Origin of the sequence: Sphingobium sp. DC-2 (assembly GCF_000722555.1) — a bacterium.
GTDB lineage: Bacteria > Pseudomonadota > Alphaproteobacteria > Sphingomonadales > Sphingomonadaceae > Sphingobium > Sphingobium quisquiliarum.
Genome location: NZ_JNAC01000114.1, coordinates 251,348 through 270,119 on the forward strand (window position 1 = coordinate 251,348; position 18,772 = coordinate 270,119).

The window sequence follows — 18,772 nt, forward strand, 5'->3', positions numbered from 1 at the left end:
TTTGGCCCAGCCGGTGGGATTCGCGCAAGGGCGCTGTCCATTTGAAGACGCTTGACCCCGGCTTTGTTGCAGAGCAGCATCGCCCCATGGCCACTGCTTCCAACGGCGCGCCCGCGATCGCGCAGAACCCGGATATCCGCTATCTCGCCCGGCTGCTGGGTGATGTCATCCGCGCCTATGGCGGGGAAAGCCTCTATCGCCAGACCGAATATATCCGGTCCGCCTCCGTCGATCGGGCGCGCGGGCTGCATGGCGCCGATGTGGTGGACACGGGGCTGGAAGCGCTCAGCCTGGACGACACCTTGTCCTTCGTGCGCGGCTTCATGCTGTTTTCGATGCTCGCCAATCTGGCGGAGGACCGTCAGGGCGTGGCCGCCGAGCCCGGCGCGGACGTCGCCTCCGCGCTGGAGCAGTTGCAAGCGCACGGCATCGGCCGCGAAGCCGTGGCCGACCTGCTCTCCCACGCCCTGATCGTCCCGGTGCTCACCGCCCACCCGACCGAGGTGCGGCGCAAGAGCATGATCGATCACCGCAACCGCATCGCCGAACTCATGCTGCTCAAGGATACGGGGAAGGCCGAAACGCCCGATGGCGAAAATCTGGACGAGGCGATCTTCCGCCAGATCGCGCTGCTGTGGCAGACGCGGCCGCTGCGCCGCGAAAAGCTGTTCGTTCAGGATGAGATCGACAATGTCCTGACCTATTTCCGCGACGTGTTCCTGCCGGTCCTGCCCGCGCTCTACGCGCGATGGGAACGGGTGCTGGGCACGCGCCCGCCCAGCTTCCTGCGCGTGGGCAACTGGATCGGCGGCGACCGCGACGGCAATCCCTTCGTCCAGGCGCCGCAGCTGCGATCGGCGCTGGCGCGCGGATGCGAGGCGGCGCTGGCCCATTATATGGACGACCTGCATGCGCTGGGGGCGGAACTGTCGCTGTCCACCGAGCTTGCCCATGTGCCGCAAAGCGTGATGGACCTTGCCGACCGGAGCGGGGACCTTTCCGCCAGCCGCAGGGACGAGCCCTATCGCCGCGCGATTTCCGGCATCTACGCCCGGCTTGCCGCCACTTACCGCGCCCTGACCGGCAAGGAGCCGCCCCGTCCCTCGCCATTGAGGGGGGAGGCCTATGCAAGCCCCGCTGACCTGCGGCGCGATCTGGTCACCGTCGCGCAGGGGCTGGCGAGCGAGGGCAATGGCGCGCTGGCGAGCGGCGGCGCGCTGGGGCGGCTGATCCGCGCCGTCGAAACCTTCGGCTTCCACCTCGCCACGCTCGACATGCGGCAGAATAGCGACGTACATCAGCGCGTCGTCGCCGAACTGTTGAAGGTTGCCGGGGTGGAGGCGGACTATGCCGCGCTGGACGAACCTGCCCGCATCGCCCTGCTGCGCCGGGAACTGGCGAGCAACCGCCCGCTGGGTTCCCGTTTCGAGGAATATTCGGAAGAAACCGCGTCCGAACTCGCGATCGTCCAGGCGGCGGCGGAATCGCACCGCATCTACGGCCCGCAATGCATCACCCACTATATCATCTCCAAGGCGGAAAGCGTGTCCGACCTGCTGGAGGTGAACATCCTGCTCAAGGAAGCCGGTCTGTGGCGCGCGGCCCGCGACGGCGGCGCTCCGCGCGCCGCGATCATGGCCGTGCCGCTGTTCGAAACGATCGCCGATCTTGAAGCCGCGCCCGCGATCATGTCCGCCTATTTCGCGCTGCCGGAAATTGCGGGCGTGGTGAAGCAGCGCGGCCATCAGGAAGTGATGATCGGCTATTCCGACAGCAACAAGGACGGCGGCTACATCACCTCGACCTGGGGCCTGTATCAGGCGAGCAAGGCGCTTGCCCCCGTATTCGCGCAGACGGGCGCGGCGATGCAGCTGTTCCACGGGCGCGGCGGAGCGGTGGGGCGCGGCGGCGGCTCCTCCTTCGCGGCAATCCAGGCGCAGCCCAAGGGCACGGTGCAGGGGCGCATCCGCATCACCGAACAGGGGGAAGTGATCGCCGCCAAGTTTGGCACGCGCGATGTCGCCATGACCAACCTGGAGGCGATGACCAGCGCCACCCTGCTCGCCACGCTGGAGCCAGAAGGCATTTCCGACCGCGACGCCGCGCGCTTTGCCGATGGCATGGACAAATTGTCGCAGACCGCTTTCGCCGCCTATCGCGACCTGGTGTACGGCACGGAAGGCTTCCGCGAATTCTTCCGCGAGCTGACGCCGATTCAGGAAATATCGGGCCTCAAGATCGGATCGCGCCCGGCCAGCCGCACCAAGAGCACGCGGATCGAGGATCTGCGCGCCATCCCCTGGGTGTTCAGCTGGTCGCAGGCGCGGGTGATGTTGCCCGGCTGGTATGGCGTGGGCCATGCGCTGGCGGCGTTCGAGGACAAGGCGCTGCTGGCCGACATGGCGCAAAGCTGGTCCTTCCTGCGGTCGGCGCTCGCCAATCTGGAGATGGTGCTGGCGAAATCGGACCTCGGCATCGCGGCCCATTACCTGCCGCTGGTCAAGGATCAGGAGAGGGGGCGGGCGATCTTCGACCGCATCCGCGAGGGGTGGAGCCTCACCCATGACGGCCTGCTGGAGGCGACCGGCCAGTCGCGCCTGCTGGACAAGAGCCCGAAGCTGGACGCGTCCATCCGCCTGCGCCTGCCCTATATCGAGCCGCTGAACCTGCTCCAGATCGAATTGCTCAAGCGCCACCGGAGCGGGGAGCAGGATGCGCGCATCAAGGAAGGAATAGAATTGTCCATCAACGCCATCGCCACCGCGCTGCGCAACAGCGGCTAGGACAGGCACGGCAGGCGGGAAGCCCGGAGCGGCGCAGTCCTGATGCCGCCCCGAACCCGCGCCCTTCATGGCCGGGCGCGGGAGCCGGGACAAGCCCCATCTGCCTCGCCCCGCCATTCATTCACAACCAATTCAACCGGCCTGCGTTATCGTGCAAGGAAGATGGAGATAAGGAGAAAGGCGATGACGTGGACCGGACACAGGTTTCTGGCTGCGATAGGCCTTGCCGGCGCGCTCGCCTTGGGCGGTTGCGCCTATGATGATGGCTATTATGGCGGTGTGAGCGTCGGCAGCGGCTATTATGGCGGCGGCTATTATGACGATTATTGGGGTCCGGGCTATTATTCGCCGGGCTCCTATGGCGGCTGGTACAACGGCTATTATTATCCGGGTTCAGGCTATTATGTCTATGACCGGGGCGGCCGCCGCCACCGCTGGAACGATGGTCAGCGCCGCTATTGGGAAAATTACCGGCAGGCCCGCCGCGAAGATGGCGGTCGGCGCTGGCGCGATGGCCAGCAACGTCAATGGCAGGGCAGCCGCGACGCCAATCGCGAAGGCTGGCGCGGACGGCGGGAAGGCAATGCCACCGCGACGCCGCCCAGCAGGCCTCCGGTGGTGCGCAACGAATCCCGTTCGGATCGCAGCGTGCGCGACTGGTGGCCCGGCGCGCAACGCAGCGGAGAGCGCACCAGCCGCGATGGCCAGCGGGGCTGGCGTAACTGATGCGGGCACGGACCAGCGCCGCCGCCATTATCGCATGCCTCTCGCTCGCCGCTTGTGACGGGCGGGAGGAAAGCGCCATCGACAACCTCGCCAATGGCGCGAACGCCGCGCAGGTGGAAAACGCCTTCCGCGCGGAGGCGCGATCGGTGATGGAGCCGCTCGCGCCGCCTGCTCCCGGCACGCCCGGCGGACTTCCCGCCGACAGCAAGCCCGTTGAGGAGGAAGAGACGGTCGATCCCAAGGGACCTCAGGGCGCGGCGAAGGTCGTGCAGGGCTATTACGGCCTGCTGGAGGAACGCCGCTTCGATGATGCGCAGGACCTTTGGAACGATGAAAGCGCGATCGGGGCGGAGGATGATGAACGGTTCGCCCGGCGCTTCCGCGGATTCAGCGAAATCCACGCCAATGTCGGCGCGCCGGGGGCAGTGGAAGGCGCGGCGGGATCGCTCTATGTCGTGGTGCCGGTGCAGGTCTATGGCCGCATCGCCGCCAATGGAAAGCCCTGGTATGCGCTGCGTCAGGTGACGCTGCGCCGCGCCAATGACGTGCCCGGTTCAAGCGAGGCGGATCGCCGCTGGCACATCGAATCGATCGGCCCCTATGTCGCGCCTGAAGAGGGCGAGGCTGATAATGCTGCCGGGAATGTTTCGGAAAAGCCGTAATCAATCTTGGTCATGCTGAACTCGTTTCAGCATCCATCGTGCCATTAAGCTCGGATCATGCCGAAGGCGGATGAATGCTGAAAAAGTTCAGCATGACGAATGAAGAAGCGGGGGCCGACCCTTGGAGTCAGACCCCGGCCCCATCAGGAAACTGTCGCTTTCACGATCTTGCCCGGCGTGCGCGGCGGCTCGCCCTTGGGCAGGGCGTCGACATGCTCCATGCCGGACGTCACTTCACCCCAGACGGTATATTGGCCGTCGAGGAAGGTCGCATCGTCGAAGCAAATGAAGAACTGGCTGTTCGCGCTGTTCGGGTTGGACGCGCGCGCCATCGAGCAGACGCCGCGCACATGCGGTTCGCGGCTGAATTCGGCCTTCAGGTCCGGCAGTTGCGAGCCGCCCATGCCGGTGCCGGTCGGGTCGCCGCCCTGCGCCATGAAGCCGGGGATGACGCGGTGGAAGACCACGCCGTCGTAAAAGCCTTCCTTGGCAAGCTGGGCGATGCGTTCGACATGGCCGGGGGCCAGATCGGGGCGCAGCTTGATCACGACGTCGCCGCCGCTGTCGAGGGTGAGGGTAAGCGTTTCGTCGGCCATGGAAGTCCTCTCTTGCCGGGCGTGGAGATGTTCGTCCCTATAAAGCGTTAGGTCAGGGATGGAAGCGCCTCATCAACCCTTGAGGCATTGCATTTATCCCGTTCATCGGCAAAAGCAGCGAAATGTTACAGGAACCGGACAGTAGGGGACGCGATGAGCGAGCGAGCCGATACGGCCGAACCCCGGCCGGACGAAGAATTTGACGGCAATTCCGTCGATCAGGCCGAATCCCGCCATGATGAGGATGACCGGCTAAAGCCCGATTTCGTCTCCGCCGTGCTGGACGCGGTGGAAGATGGCGACCGGGAACGCGCGCGGGATCTCGTGTCGCCGCTGCACCCGGCCGACATTGCCGACCTTCTGGAATTGACCCCTTCCGAACGGCGCGGGGAAGTGGCGGCGGCGCTGGGCGACCTGGTAGGGGCGGAGGTTCTTTCCGAACTTAATGACTATGTCCGCGACGACCTGCTCGACTCGCTCGCGCCCGAGCAGGTGGCGGAGTTCGCCGCCGAACTCGATACCGACGACGCCGTCGCCATCATCGAGGATATGGAGGAGGCCGATCAGCAGGCCGTCCTCGATGCGCTGGACCCCGAAGACCGCGCCGCGATCGAAAGCGCGCTCGCTTATCCTGAGGAATCCGCCGGCCGCCTGATGCAGCGCGACCTGGTCGCGGTGCCTGAGCATATGACCGTAGGGCAGGTCATCGACTATCTGCGCGACAATCAGGACCTGACCAAGGATTTCTGGGAAATCTTCGTGGTCGATGAAGCGCACAAGCCGATTGGGACGTGCCAGTTGAGCTGGCTGCTGACCTGCCCGCGCCCCATCGCCATGGCCGACCTCATGAAGCGCGAACAGACGCTGATCCCGGTCGACATGGACCAGGAGGAAGTGGCGCTGCGCTTCCAGAAATATGCGCTGATCTCCGCCGCCGTGGTGGACGGCAATGGGCGGCTGGTCGGCATGATCACGGTCGACGACATCGTCCACATCATTTCCGAGGAAGCGGGCGAGGACATCCTGCGCCTGTCGGGCGCGGGCGAGGGCGATATCAACCAGCCGATCCTGATGACGGTGCGCACGCGCCTTGTCTGGCTGATCGTCAATCTGGGCACGGCGATGATCGCCGCGTCCGTCGTCGGCCTGTTCGAAAGCACGATCGAACGTCTGGCGCTGCTGGCGGCGCTGATGGGCATTGTGTCGGGAATGGGGGGCAATGCGGGCACGCAGACGCTGGCGGTGATGGTGCGCGCCATCGCCACCAATCAGGTGACGAGTTCGAACACGCTGCGCATGATCGCGCGTGAATTCCGCATCGCCGCCACCAACGGCACGGTGCTGGGAACGTTGATCGGCATCGGTTCCTACCTGATCTACGGCCAGTTGGGACTGTCCCTCGTCTTCGCCGCGGCGATCCTCATCAACAATATGGTCGCGGGGCTGGCGGGCGTGCTGATCCCCATAACGCTGGACCGCAACAATATCGACCCGGCTGTCTCATCAGCCGTGTTCGTCACAATGATGACCGATTCCCTGGGCTTCCTCACCTTCCTTGGGCTGGCGACCATCTTCCTGACGTGACGCATTGATCCGGCCGCCATCGCCGCCCATCTATCCCGCCGATGCCATTGCACCTCGCCAAGATCGCCTTCCAGAGCGAAAGCCCTGCGTCGCTGCGCGCATGGCTGGAAAGTCATGAAACCGAAGCGCGCCTGACCACCCGCTATCTGCCCAAGCGAGTGAGCGAGATGGAGGGCGGCTCGCTGTTCTGGATTCACGGCCACCGGCTGGTCGGCCGCAGCCCGCTGATCGGATTTCAGGAAACAGGGCAGGGCCGCTTCTGGATCAGGCTGCAACCCCGGCTGATCGCCGTGCGCGGCACGCCCAAGCGCGCGCATCAGGGCTGGCGCTATCTGGAAGAACAGGATGTGCCGCCTGACCTGGGCGAAGGGGAGGCGGACGACCTCGACGCCATGCCCCGCGCCATGCTGGGCGAACTGACGCGGCTGGGATTGGTTTGAGGAATATCCCCGCACCGCCGCCCCAGACTTCCGTTCACCCTGAGCCTGCCGAAGGCGCCACCGAACGCAGTGAGGTGTCTCTGCGTCCGGCGCGGCGGGGACCGTGGCAGTGCGCCAGAAATCCTAAGCCGCTTTCCCCCGCAGCGCCTTCTGCCGCCGCCTCTGGACGGATGAGCCTATCCCCAGTGACTCGCGATATTTGGCCACCGTTCGCCGCGCTATGTCCATGCCCTTGGCGCGCAGCATGTCGACCAGCGTATCGTCGGACAGGATCGCTTCGGGCGCTTCGGCCGCGATCAGCGCCTTGATGTGGCTCTTGACCGCCTCGGCCGACACAGCGCCTTCGCCGCCCGCCGCCGCCACGCCGCTGGTGAAGAAATATTTCAGTTCATAGACCCCGCGCGGACAGGACAGATATTTGTTCGACGTCACGCGGCTGACCGTCGATTCATGCATGCCGATCGCATCCGCCACGGTCCTGAGCGTCAGGGGCTTGAGGTGCGCGACGCCCTTGTTGAAGAAATCCTCCTGACAGCGGACGATTTCGCTGGCGACCTTGATGATCGTCTTCTGCCTCTGGTCCAGCGCCTTGACCAGCCAGTTGGCGCTGGCGAAGCAATCGGCCAGCCAGGCCTTGGATGCTCGGTTCTGCGGACCGGACGCCAGTTCCACATAATAGCTGCGGTTGACCAGCAGGCGCGGCAGGGTGGCGCTATTGATCTCGATCGACCAGCCGCCGCGCGCGGGATTGACGAACAGGTCGGGCGTGACCGGCGGCGCGCGATCGGCCGAATAGCGCAGGCCCGGCTTGGGATCATAGCCGCGCAATTCGCGGATCATGTCCGCCATATCTTCTTCATCCACGCCGCAGATCCTGCGCAACTGCGGCAGCGCGCCCTTCGCCAGCAGGTCCAGATTGTCGAGCAGCTTCGCCATGCACGGGTCGTATCGATCCGCTTCCTTCGCCTGCAACGCCAGGCATTCGGCCAGCGACCGCGCGCCCACGCCCGAAGGATCGAAACCGTGGATGACCGCAAGCACCGCCTCCACCTGCGCGAGCGGCACGCCCAGCGCATGGGCGGTTTCCAGCAGGTTCGCCTCCAGATAACCGGCCTCGCTGATCTGGCCGATCAACTGCGTGGCGATCAGCAGGTCCGTGCCTGACAGGGCGGCCCGCGCCTGATCCATCAGATGTTCCTGCAAGCCCTGTTCGGGGTTGGCGAAGCTGTCGAAGTCGATCGCTTCCCCGCCGCCGCCAGGCAGCGGGTCCATGCCGCCCGATCCAACGGCCGCCACCCGGTCAGCCGGGCCATCGTCGATGAAGATGTCCGCGCCATGATCGACATCCAGGGGCGCGTCCGCTTCGCCCCGGCCTTGCCCGATCAGCTGATCCACCCCGCCGGTTTCGGCTGGAAGCACCGGCGGCCCGGCCTGCGCGTCGATCCCGCTGGCGTCAGGCGCGGGATCGACCGGCGCGCCCGTTTCCAGCAACGGATTCTTCTCAAGCTCCCCCGCCACAAAGGCGTCCAGTTCCAGATTGCTGAGCGCCAGCAGCTTGATCGCCTGCTGAAGCTGCGGCGTCATCACCAGCGACTGGCTCTGCCGTATGTCGAGGCGCGGCCCAAGCGCCATCAGCCTCTCCCCTCACCACCGGCAGGAAGGAAGGATCGGCCCGTCATGTCAGAGCGAGAAATTCTCGCCCAGATAGAGCCTGCGGACGTCGGGGTCGGCGACCAGTTCGGTCGGACTGCCCGCAAACAGCACCTGGCCGCCATAGATGATGCAGGCGCGGTCCACGATGTCCAGCGTCTCGCGCACATTATGGTCGGTGATCAGCACGCCGATCCCGCGTGTCTTGAGCTGCTTCACAAGGTCGCGAATGTCGGCGATGGACAGCGGATCGATGCCCGCGAAAGGCTCGTCCAGCAGCACGATGGACGGGTCCGCCGCCAGCGCCCGCGCGATTTCGCACCGCCGCCGCTCGCCGCCCGATAGCGCCATGGCCGATGAGTCGCGCAGCTTCGTCAGGCCGAATTCGTCCAGCAGTTGCGCCAGCCGCGCCTCGCGCGCCGCCTTGTCCGGCTCCGCCAGTTCCAGCACCGCGCTGATATTCTGGGCGACCGTAAGGCCGCGGAAGATGGAGGTTTCCTGCGGCAGATAGCCCAGGCCCAATATCGCGCGGCGATACATGGGCAGGCCAGTGACATCCTGCCCGTCCAGGATGATGCGGCCATGGTCGGGGCGCACCAGCCCCATCACCGAATAGAAGCATGTCGTCTTGCCCGCGCCGTTGGGTCCCAGCAGGCCGACCACCTCGCCCTTGCCCACCGTCAGCGACACATCGGCCAGCACGACGCGCTTGTCATAGCTTTTCGCAATCGAGATCACGGACAGCCCTTCGCCCACCTCCTTGGGAGAAAGGCGCGATGCCGGGGCTGTTCTGTCCTGGATCGTCACATTGTCCATCGCTCATCCTTGCCGCCACATGGCTCAGCGCGATAAAATAGGAACGCCGCCATGCAATTGGCAAGCTTTGTGCATGGGATCGCCGCCGGGGCAAGGGGGAAAATGCGCTGTACCCCACTTCCGGCGCGTCACGCCGCACCGGCGTACGCGGAGATCAGATCGGCATCGCCGTCGCATATTCGGGTATCGACAGGGCGAAATGAGGCGCTCGTGACGGAAAGCAGGCATGAAAAAAGTGGACCTCCTGGGCGGAGATCCACTTTCATTTGCCTGTTCCAGCGGAACTAAGCCAGACCGGGCTTACTCCTCGCCATTATCCTTGACGCCCACGGTGGGAACCTCGACGGTTTCCTGCTTGGTGCCGACGACGACCTCCTTGGAATCGACATCCACCTTGGGCAGGGCGCCGCCATCGACGCTGACCTCCGGCATGTCGCCGCCCTTGACATCGGCCTTCCAGAAGCCGGTGGCGAACAGGATGCCGACAATTGCCAGAATGACGACCAGGACGATCGCAAGAGTGCGGCCCGTCCGGTTCTTGTGAACGACCACGCGGTCGCCAGTATAAGGGTCTCGATGCACTTCAGCCATCACAATCCTCCTCCAGAGATGGTGCAAACGGATGTATGGAAGCTGTGGTTCCCGGAAGATTGTTACGGAAGGCAAAAGGAAAGGACAGTAACCCGCCCTATAGCGTTGTTCTCGACTGAAAATCCGCCATCATTTTTCATGCCGGAGACGCGCATCCAATTGCGGCTTCGCGCATTTCTTCATGCGGCCTCCCAACCGGCCGCCAGGAGGAAGCTCATGGGTCAGGAAAAAGACGACCGGCACGAAGCTGTAAAGGCGCGCGCCTATAGAATTTGGGAGGAGGAGGGATGCCCGCCGGGCCGGGACGAAGACCATTGGTTGCGCGCGGAACAGGCGATAGCGGAAGAAACCGCTCCCGCTGATTCAAGCGCGGCCGGAGCGGTGCCGGAGGGAGGAAGTGCAGCTTCCCCCCAGAAGGCGGCGCCCCGGCGCAAGGCAGGACCTGCCAGCCAATAGCCTTTTCCTGACGATGCCAAGCTGAACGAAAAGGGCTGCGCTTGAACCGGCTTCCTGACCGCCTGGACGGCGGATCTTCCTATCCCCTGGGCGCGACCTTTGACGGCCTGGGGGTAAATTTCGCCGTCTTTTCAGCGCATGCGGAAAAGATCGAACTTTGCCTGTTCGACCCCGGCGGACGGCGGGAAATCGCGCGTTTCGTGCTGCCGGAATGCACGGACGAGGTGTGGCACGGCTATCTGCCCGATGCGTGGCCGGGGCTGCTCTACGGCTATCGCGCCTATGGCCCCTATGAGCCGGAACGCGGGCACCGTTTCAATCCCAACAAGCTGCTGCTGGACCCCTATGCGCGCAAATTGGCGGGCACGCTGAAATGGACCGACGCGCTGCACGGCTATCCTGTGCGCGGAAGGCGGGCCGATCTTGGCTTCGACAAGCGGGACAGCGCACCCGCCATGCCCAAGGCGGTTGTCACCCATGACATATTCGACTGGTCGCGCGATGTGCGCCCCAACACGCCCTGGTCGGAAACGGTCATCTACGAAGCCCATGCGAAGGGGCTGACGAAGCTGATGGAGCATGTTCCGCCGGAAGAACGCGGTACATTCGCCGGGCTTGCCCACCCCAGGGTGATCGATCATCTGAAGCGGCTGGGCGTCACCGCGCTGGAACTCATGCCGATCCATGCTTTCGTGCAGGACCGCTTCTTGCAGGAAAAGGGGCTGCGCAACTATTGGGGCTATAACAGCCTGAACTTCTTCACGCCCGAACCCGGCTATTTTGCGTCCGACATGCAGGATGAACTGCGCGTCGCGGTCCGCCGCCTGCATGCGGCGGGGATCGAAGTCATATTGGACGTGGTCTATAATCATAGCTGCGAAGGAAGCGAGCTTGGCCCGACGCTTTGCTGGCGCGGGCTGGACAATGCCACCTATTACCGGCTGCTACCTGACAATCCACGCCACTGCCTGAACGACACTGGCACGGGGAACAGCTTCAACCTGGGCCATGCGCGGGTGATCCAGATGGTGGCGGACTCGCTGCGTTACTGGACGACATCCTTCGGCATAGACGGTTTCCGTTTCGACCTGGGGCTGACGCTGGGGCGGACCGATCATGGCTTCGATCCGGGTGCGGGCTTTTTCGACGTGCTGCGGCAGGACCCTGTGCTGGGCCGCGTCAAGCTGATCGCGGAGCCATGGGACGTGGGCATGGGCGGCTATCAGCTTGGCAACTTCCCGCCGGGCTTTGCCGAATGGAACGACCGCTATCGCGATACGGTGCGCAGATATTGGCGCGGCGATCCGGGGCAGCGGCCCGACCTTGCCGCGCGCCTTTCCGGGTCCGGCGACCTGTTCGACCGGCGGGCGCGCCGCCCCTGGGCCAGCGTCAATTTCCTCACCAGCCATGACGGCTATACGCTGGCCGATCTTGTGTCCTACGAACAGAGGCATAATGATGCCAATGGCGAAGACAATCGCGACGGCCATGACAATAATCTGTCGCGGAACTGGGGCGTGGAAGGACCAACGGATGACGAAGGCGTCAACCAGCTACGCGCGAATGTGCAAAGGGCGATGCTGCTGACGCTGTTCGCCTCACTTGGCACGCCGATGCTGGTGGCTGGCGACGAATTCGGGCGCACGCAGGGCGGCAACAACAATGCCTATTGCCAGGATAATGAAATCAGCTGGATCGACTGGTCGCTGCTGGACACCGCCGAAGGCAGCGCGCTCATGAACTTCGTGTCGCGCCTGATCGCCCTGCGCAAGGATCACGCGGTGCTGCGCGCGCCTGCGTTCCTCTATGGGCAGGATTCTCCGGGCGCGGGGATCAACGATATCGAATGGTGGGATGAACGGCGCGGGCCATTATCGCCTGACGACTGGCAGAATCCCGAAGGGCGGGCGCTGGCCATGCGCCGCGCCATCCGCCGTGAAGACGGCGCGGTGGAAGCGATCGACCTGCTGCTGAATGCGGGCGATGCGCCTGTCGATTTCGAATTGCCGGAGCAATTTGTCGAACGGTCGCTGTTGATCGACAGCGCCCGGCCCGATGCCGGAGACGAGCCGGTCGAAGGGCATTATCAGCTCGCCGCGCACAGCGCTGCCCTGATCCTGACGGTGGCGGAGTTTCCGCAATGACCGGCCGCCTGTGGGGGCCGCAGCCCCTGCCGTCGGGGGAAACGCTGTTCCGGCTATGGGCGCCCGCCCGGTCGGCCGTCGATCTTGAACTGGCGGACAAGACCCTGCCGATGGAGCGCGGCGATGCAGGCTGGTTCCAGGCGAAAGCGCCTGCGCCGCCCGGATCGCTCTACCGCTTCCGGCTGGATGACGGACTTGCGGTGCCTGATCCCGCATCCCGCCAGCAGCAGGGCGGCGTCCATGGCTGGAGCATCGTGCCGCCCGCCGATTATCCCTGGCAAGCCGGTGATTGGCGGGGCCTTCCCTGGACCAGCGCCGTGATCCAGGAAGTGCATGTGGGGCTCGCCGGAGGTTTTCGCGCGCTGGCGGACGATCTGCCCCGCCTTGCGGAGCTGGGCATCACCGCGATCGAACTGATGCCTGTCGGCGCCTTCAGCGGTGATCGCAACTGGGGCTATGATGGGGTGCTGCCCTTCGCCCCGGCCGAAAGCTACGGATCGCCGGAAGATTTGAAGGCGCTGGTGGATGCGGCGCACGGGCTGGGCATGATGGTGTTGCTGGACGTGGTCTATAATCATTTCGGCCCCGACGGCAATTATATCGCCGCCTATGCGCCGGGCTTCTTCCACGCGGACGCGCAGACCCCCTGGGGCGGAGCCGTGGCCGTCGACCGGCCGGAAGTCGCCGCCTATTTCCTTGAAAATGCGCTGATGTGGCTCAACGACTACCACCTGGACGGGCTGCGGTTCGATGCCGTCCACGCGATCGGCAATGCCGGTTTCCTCGACTGGCTGGCGCGGTCGATCCGGGCAGGCGTGAAGGGTGATCGGGAAATCCACCTGATCCTGGAAAATGAAGAAAATGATGCGGCGCGGCTAGGCCCCACCCTGTATGACGCGCAGTGGAATGACGATTTCCACAATGTCGTCCATGTGCTGCTGACCGGCGAGACCAGCGCTTATTACAGCGACTTCGCCGACGATCCGACGCAGCGCCTTGCCCGATGCCTGGAGCAGGGCTTCATCTATCAGGGCGAGCCGTCCGCCAACCATAATGGCAAACCGCGCGGCAGCCGCAGCGGTCATCTTCCCCCATGGCGCTTCGTGTCCTTCCTGCAAAATCACGACCAGATCGGCAATCGCGCGTTGGGCGAGCGGCTGACCTTGCTCACCGATCACGCATGGCTGCGGTCAGCCACCGCGCTGCTGCTGCTCTGCCCGCAAACGCCGCTGCTGTTCATGGGTGACGAATATGGCGCGCGCACGCCTTTCCTCTTCTTCACCGATTTTCACGATGCGCTTGCCGACGCGGTGCGGGAAGGGCGGCGGCGGGAGTTCGCGAAGTTCGCCGCGTTCAGCGACGCGCAGGCCCGCGAACGCATTCCCGATCCAAACGCGCATGCGACCTTCGCCGCCTCCCGCCCGGAAAGGCCGGAGGATGCTGCGGAGTGGGAAGCGCTCTATCGCCATCTGCTCCAGTTGCGCGCCCGGCTGCTCGCGCCGCGTCTGTCGTCGGCCTACTCGCTGGGCGCGGACGTGCTGGGGGAGGGGGCGGTGCGCGCCCGCTGGTGCCTCTCGGACAAGACGATGCTGACGCTGGCCATTAACCTAGGAAAGCAGGCCGTCACCGTACCGCCCGGACAGGGAAGGTTGATCCATCTGGAAGGCGTGACCGGCGAGCCGGGCAGCTTCGCCGCATGGTGCCTGGAGCCGTGAGAGCGCTGCACCAGCTGGCGGAGGCCGCAGGCGTGGCGCGCTGCTGGCAGGATGCGGAAGGGCGCGCGCAGACGGTCGCGGACGACGCCCTGCAAGCGATATTGGAAGCGCTGGGCCACCGGACGGACACGGAGCGCGCCATCGCCGAAAGCCTCGCCCTGATACAGGCGGAGGCGCTGGAGGTTCCCGCCTTCCTGTCGGCAGAGGCAGGCGCAGCGATCGCCCTGCCGCCGTCCCTTGCCGCAGCCGTGCGTGCGGAGGCGGTGGGAGAGGATGGCCCGGCCATCCCCCTGACGGTGGATAACGGTGCGCTGTCGCCCTTGCGGCAGGCTGGCTATTACCGGCTGAACATAGAAGGGGAACGGCTCACCCTGGCGGTCGCGCCGCCGCGATGCGTTACCCTGGCGGCGAACGGGCGGCTATGGGGCGCTGCCGTGCAGATTCCCGCGCTGCGTGGCGAAACACCCACATCTTACGGCGATTTCGGCGATGTCGCGCAGGCGGCACGCACCTTGGCAGGCGCCGGAGCGGACGCGCTGGCGATCAGCCCGGTCCATGCGCTCTATCCCGGCGACGGATCGCGCTTCAGCCCCTATTCGCCCTCCAGCCGCCGCTTCCTGAACGGCGCGCTGGCCAGTCCCGTATTGCTGGGCCTGCCCGGTCCTCCCTTCGGCGAGGACGGACCGCTGATCGATTGGGAACGCGCGATCCCGGAGCGGCTGGCCTATCTTCGGACCTTGTTCGACGGCCTGACGCCGGAACTCCGCGCGCGCGTCCGCCACTGGGCGGATGAGCAAGGGACGGCTCTCACCACCCATGCCTTGTTCGACAGCCTGTACCTGCATTTCGGCCGCGCATGGCCCACTGTCTATGACCATCCAGACAGTGACGCCACCCGCGCCTTTGCCCGGACATATGCGAAGGAGTTGGATTTCCACATCTTCGTTCAATGGCTGGCTGACCAAAGCCTGGACGCAGCGCAGCGCGAAGCGAAGGCGGCGGGCATGGCTGTCGGGCTGATCGCCGACCTTGCCGTGGGGGTCGATCCGGCCGGGAGCGACGCATGGGCCATGCCCGGCCTGCTGCTATCCGGCCTGTCGATCGGCGCGCCGCCCGATCCGCTGGGGCCGGACGGCCAGAATTGGGGCCTGACCAGCTTTTCGCCCGCAGGCCTCAAGCGCAGCGCCTTCCAGCCCTTCATCGAAACCCTGCGCACCGCCCTGCGCCATGCCGGAGCGTTGCGCATCGATCATGGCTTCGGGCTAAAGCGCCTGTGGGTCGTACCGCAGGGCGGTAGCGCGGCGGACGGGGCTTATGTCTCTTTCCCCTTCGACGATCTGCTGCGCGTGATCGCGATCGAATCCCACCGCGCGAGCGCGGCCATCATTGCGGAGGATTTGGGCACCATGCCGCCGGGCTTCCGCGACGCCATGTCCGCGCGCGGCATCTACGGCATGCGCGTGCTGTGGTTCGAGCGGGACGAGACGGGCGCTTTCCGCTCCGCCGCGCAGGTGCCGGAAGACAGCGTTGCGATGACCGGCACGCACGACACGCCCACCGTGGCGGGCTGGTGGACTGGCCGTGACATCGAATGGAACCGGGCGCTAGGGCGAAGCGGCGCGGATGAGGCGCGTCGCGACGAAGAACGGGAAGCGCTGTGGAGAGCCGTAGGGGATGGCAATTCGCCGCCTGCTCCAAACGATCCCGCCCCTGTTGTGGACGCCGCGCTGGCGCATGTCGCATCCTCGCCCGCATCGCTGGCGATCGTTCCGCTGGAAGATCTCGCCGCGCTGGAGGAGCAGCCGAACCTGCCGGGCACGGTGGACGAGCATCCCAACTGGCGGCGGCGGATGCCCGCTCCGGTGGACCAGATGTTGGACGACCCAGCGATCACGCATCGCACGGCGCTGATCGACAGGAAGCGTAGCCAATGATCCCCCGCGCGACATACCGGCTGCAATTCCACGCCGGTTTCACCTTCGCCGATGCGCGCGCGAACATTCCCTATCTGGCGGCGCTCGGCGTCAGCCATATCTATGCGTCGCCCATCACACGTGCTCGCACGGGGTCTACCCACGGCTATGATGTCGTCGATCCCACGATGATCAACCCTGAGCTGGGCGGCGATCAGGGGTTTCGGGATCTGGTCGAGGCCCTGCGCCGTCATCAGATGGGCATCATCATCGACATCGTGCCCAACCATATGGGCGTGGCGGGCGGTGAGAACGCATATTGGAACGACGTGCTGCGGCTGGGCCAGGACAGCCGCTATGCGCCCTTCTTCGACATCGACTGGCCGGGGCCATTGGTCCTGCCCATCCTGGGCGCGACACTGGGGGAGGTTATCGCGGCGGGCGATCTGCGCCTGATCAGCGAAGGCGGCGAACTGTTCCTGCAACTTTACGGGGAACAGCGCCTTCCCGTGCGGCCGGGATCGGGCGAGCCGTTCGGCTGGACGGCCGCTTCCTTCCCTGCCGATCCCGATGCAGCCAGCCTGCGCGCCTTCGCCGATGCGCAGCATTACCGGCTGGTGCACTGGCGGACGGCCAATGACAGTTTGAACTGGCGGCGCTTCTTTTCGATCAACGATCTTGCCGCCGTCAGGGTGGAGGACCCTCAGGTCTTCGCCGCGACCCACAGTCTTTATTTCGACCTGTTCGGGCAGGGATTGATCGATGGCGTCCGGGTCGACCATGTCGACGGCCTCGCTGATCCCGCAAGCTATTGCCGCGCCTTGCGCTCCGGGCTGGACGCTGCGGGCGGCGGACGCAGGCCCTATGTCGTCGTGGAAAAGATCCTTGGCGCTCACGAGCATCTGGCCAGCGATTGGAACGTGGACGGCACCAGCGGCTATGACGCGATGCGCGATCTCACCGGCCTGCTCCACAGCGCCACGGGAATGGGCACGCTGGAATCCTTGTGGCGGGAGGTGGAGCCGAAGGCGCTCTCCTTCGATGAAGAGGTTTTGCGATCACGCCAGCAGATGCTTGCATGGCAGTTTGAAGGGCAACTTTCCGCCTGCGTGGATGCGGGCATGAAGGCCTTGGCGCAGGCCGTAGCGGAAGACCCGCCGCTGGAAGCGATCACCCCCGCCATGCTGCGGCGCGCGATGGAGCGGCTGCTATGGGTATTCCCGGTTTACCGGACCTACGCAGCGGCCGGTGGCGGCGCTGCGACGGACAGGCCGGTGCTGGAACAGGTCTGGCGCGATGTTCGGCCCCATTTGCCTCCGGGTGAGGCATGGGTGGCGCGGCTCGTCCTTGATTGGCTCGCCGGGAAAGGAGCGGGCGATCCTCCCCTTGCTGCGGACGCCGCGCGCCGCTTCCAGCAATTGAGCGCTCCCGTCGCGGCCAAGGGGGTGGAGGACACCGCCTTCTATCGCCACGGCGTGCTGCTGTCGGCCAATGATGTGGGCTTCGCGCCTGATCAGCCCGCGATCGACCCCGCCACCTTCCATCAGCGGGTTCTCGACCGCCACGCGGCATTTCCCCACGCCATGCTGGCCAGCGCCACCCATGACCATAAGCGCGGTGAAGATGCCCGCGCGCGGCTGGCGGTTCTGAGCGAAATTCCCCATCTGTGGGCGGAGCGCTGGCGCGAATGGGATCGGCTGGCGCAGGCGCGGGATGCGGGCGTCCGGGCGGCGGACCGCTATCAGATCATGCAGGGCCTGATCGGCGCATGGCCCGATGCGGGCATGCCAGCGGACCTTGAGGATCTGGCGGGACGGATGGAACAGTGGATCGTCAAGATGCTCCGCGAAGCCAAGCTGCGGTCATCCTGGGAAGAACCTGACCTCGCCTATGAACAAAGCTGCGTGTCGCTGCTGCGGGGCCTGCTGTTCGATGGCCGGGCGTTCCGGGACGCGGTGAGCGGCTTCGTGCGACTGATCGATCCGGCAACGCAAGCCAATATGCTGGTTCAGACCTGCCTCAAGCTGACCATTCCGGGCGTCCCTGACATCTATCAGGGCACGGAATTGCCGGATTTCAGCCTTGTCGATCCCGATAACCGGCGGCCGGTGGACTATCAGGCGCGGCAGGATCTATTGGCGGGCGGCGGCGCGCACGATGCCAAGCTGCGCCTGATCGCCCGGCTGCTCGGTCTGCGCCGGGACAGGCCGGAACTGTTCGCAGACGGCGATTATGTTCCCGTGGACGTGAAAGGCGATCGCGCGGACCATGTGCTCGCCTTCACCCGGTCTCATGAGGGAACGCGCTTGCTCTGCGTCGTGCAACTGCGCGCCGCCCCGGCGCTGCTTGGCGGGCAATCGCTTACCCCGCCGCGTGACTGGTGGGGCGACAGTGCGTTGGCCATGCCGTCGCCCATGCTGGTTGCCGATATGCTGGACGGCAATCCTTTTTACGTCGACTTGGAAGGCTGACGGGAAGGCCGGTCGGCATGGTCCTCCTTGCGGATATAGGACAGCCACCGCAGGAACATGCCCGCGATCGACGTCGCCATGCCCATGATCAGGCATAGCGCCAGCAGGGGATCGGTTTCCGCGGTTTTCAGCGACACAAAGCCCAGCAATATGACGCTGCATGTCGAAATGGCGTATCCGGCGGTCTTTATCGATGCGTTGCTGATCATTTCGCCTTGTAAAATG

Annotated in this window: 15 protein-coding genes; 10 read left to right on the forward strand and 5 right to left on the reverse strand. The window is 65.3% G+C overall.

Annotated elements, in window-relative coordinates:
• Nucleotides 1–86 precede the first annotated feature (86 nt).
• The 3 genes from ppc to ET21_RS0120305 all read left to right on the forward strand — a co-directional run bounded on the left by ppc (nt 87) and on the right by ET21_RS0120305 (nt 4,171).
• Nucleotides 87–2,783, forward strand: a complete 2,697-nt coding sequence (gene ppc, locus ET21_RS0120295; protein ID WP_030541100.1) for a phosphoenolpyruvate carboxylase — start codon at nt 87–89, stop codon at nt 2,781–2,783.
• Nucleotides 2,784–2,966: 183 nt separating this feature from the next.
• Nucleotides 2,967–3,509, forward strand: a complete 543-nt coding sequence (locus ET21_RS0120300; protein WP_030541101.1) for a hypothetical protein — start codon at nt 2,967–2,969, stop codon at nt 3,507–3,509.
• Nucleotides 3,509–4,171, forward strand: coding sequence for a hypothetical protein (locus ET21_RS0120305; RefSeq protein ID WP_030541102.1), 663 nt, complete (start codon nt 3,509–3,511; stop codon nt 4,169–4,171). The genes ET21_RS0120300 and ET21_RS0120305 overlap by 1 nt, the downstream gene beginning before the upstream one ends.
• 143 nt (nt 4,172–4,314) lie before the next feature.
• Here the strand turns inward: ET21_RS0120305 and ET21_RS0120310 are convergent, their stop codons facing one another.
• A complete protein-coding gene (locus ET21_RS0120310; protein WP_021237086.1) occupies nt 4,315–4,767 on the reverse strand; it encodes a peptidylprolyl isomerase in 453 nt (150 codons plus the stop codon).
• A gap of 153 nt (nt 4,768–4,920) precedes the next feature.
• Between ET21_RS0120310 and mgtE the strand changes: the two genes are divergently transcribed.
• Together mgtE and ET21_RS0120320 are read left to right on the forward strand one after the other, a co-directional pair.
• On the forward strand, nt 4,921–6,351 hold the full coding sequence (gene mgtE / locus ET21_RS0120315; RefSeq protein WP_030541103.1) for a magnesium transporter: 1,431 nt from the start codon (nt 4,921–4,923) through the stop codon (nt 6,349–6,351).
• A 41-nt stretch (nt 6,352–6,392) separates the two neighbouring features.
• A complete protein-coding gene (locus tag ET21_RS0120320) occupies nt 6,393–6,791 on the forward strand; it encodes a DUF1489 family protein (RefSeq protein ID WP_030541104.1) in 399 nt (132 codons plus the stop codon).
• Between the two features lie 123 nt (nt 6,792–6,914).
• On the opposite strand, the gene rpoN is transcribed toward ET21_RS0120320, so the two are convergent.
• The 3 genes from rpoN to ET21_RS0120335 form a co-directional block, all read right to left on the reverse strand.
• Nucleotides 6,915–8,423, reverse strand: coding sequence for an RNA polymerase factor sigma-54 (gene rpoN, locus ET21_RS0120325; RefSeq protein ID WP_030541105.1), 1,509 nt, complete (start codon nt 8,421–8,423; stop codon nt 6,915–6,917).
• A gap of 48 nt (nt 8,424–8,471) precedes the next feature.
• Nucleotides 8,472–9,257 (reverse strand): LPS export ABC transporter ATP-binding protein, encoded by a 786-nt coding sequence (lptB, locus tag ET21_RS0120330; protein WP_021237090.1) that lies wholly within the window; start codon nt 9,255–9,257, stop codon nt 8,472–8,474.
• 300 nt (nt 9,258–9,557) lie between these two features.
• A complete protein-coding gene (locus ET21_RS0120335) occupies nt 9,558–9,848 on the reverse strand; it encodes a hypothetical protein (protein WP_021237091.1) in 291 nt (96 codons plus the stop codon).
• Nucleotides 9,849–10,064: 216 nt separating this feature from the next.
• Between ET21_RS0120335 and ET21_RS28940 the strand changes: the two genes are divergently transcribed.
• The 5 genes from ET21_RS28940 to treY are packed head-to-tail and all read left to right on the forward strand — an operon-like array spanning nt 10,065 to nt 18,547.
• A complete protein-coding gene (locus tag ET21_RS28940) occupies nt 10,065–10,304 on the forward strand; it encodes a DUF2934 domain-containing protein (RefSeq protein ID WP_037471526.1) in 240 nt (79 codons plus the stop codon).
• A 41-nt stretch (nt 10,305–10,345) separates the two neighbouring features.
• Entirely contained in the window at nt 10,346–12,448 is a 2,103-nt protein-coding gene (glgX, locus tag ET21_RS0120345) for a glycogen debranching protein GlgX (RefSeq protein ID WP_030541107.1), read from the forward strand.
• Entirely contained in the window at nt 12,445–14,163 is a 1,719-nt protein-coding gene (gene treZ, locus ET21_RS0120350; protein ID WP_051768272.1) for a malto-oligosyltrehalose trehalohydrolase, read from the forward strand. Before glgX ends, treZ begins: the two co-directional genes overlap by 4 nt.
• A complete protein-coding gene (malQ, locus tag ET21_RS0120355; RefSeq protein WP_202807147.1) occupies nt 14,160–16,097 on the forward strand; it encodes a 4-alpha-glucanotransferase in 1,938 nt (645 codons plus the stop codon). Before treZ ends, malQ begins: the two co-directional genes overlap by 4 nt.
• On the forward strand, nt 16,094–18,547 hold the full coding sequence (treY, locus tag ET21_RS0120360; protein ID WP_051768274.1) for a malto-oligosyltrehalose synthase: 2,454 nt from the start codon (nt 16,094–16,096) through the stop codon (nt 18,545–18,547). Before malQ ends, treY begins: the two co-directional genes overlap by 4 nt.
• Here treY and ET21_RS0120365 read toward each other — a convergent pair.
• Nucleotides 18,526–18,756: a hypothetical protein gene (locus ET21_RS0120365; RefSeq protein WP_021237096.1), complete on the reverse strand. Its 231-nt coding sequence runs from the start codon at nt 18,754–18,756 to the stop codon at nt 18,526–18,528. The two genes, treY and ET21_RS0120365, sit on opposite strands and share 22 nt — an antisense overlap.
• Nucleotides 18,757–18,772 lie beyond the last annotated feature (16 nt).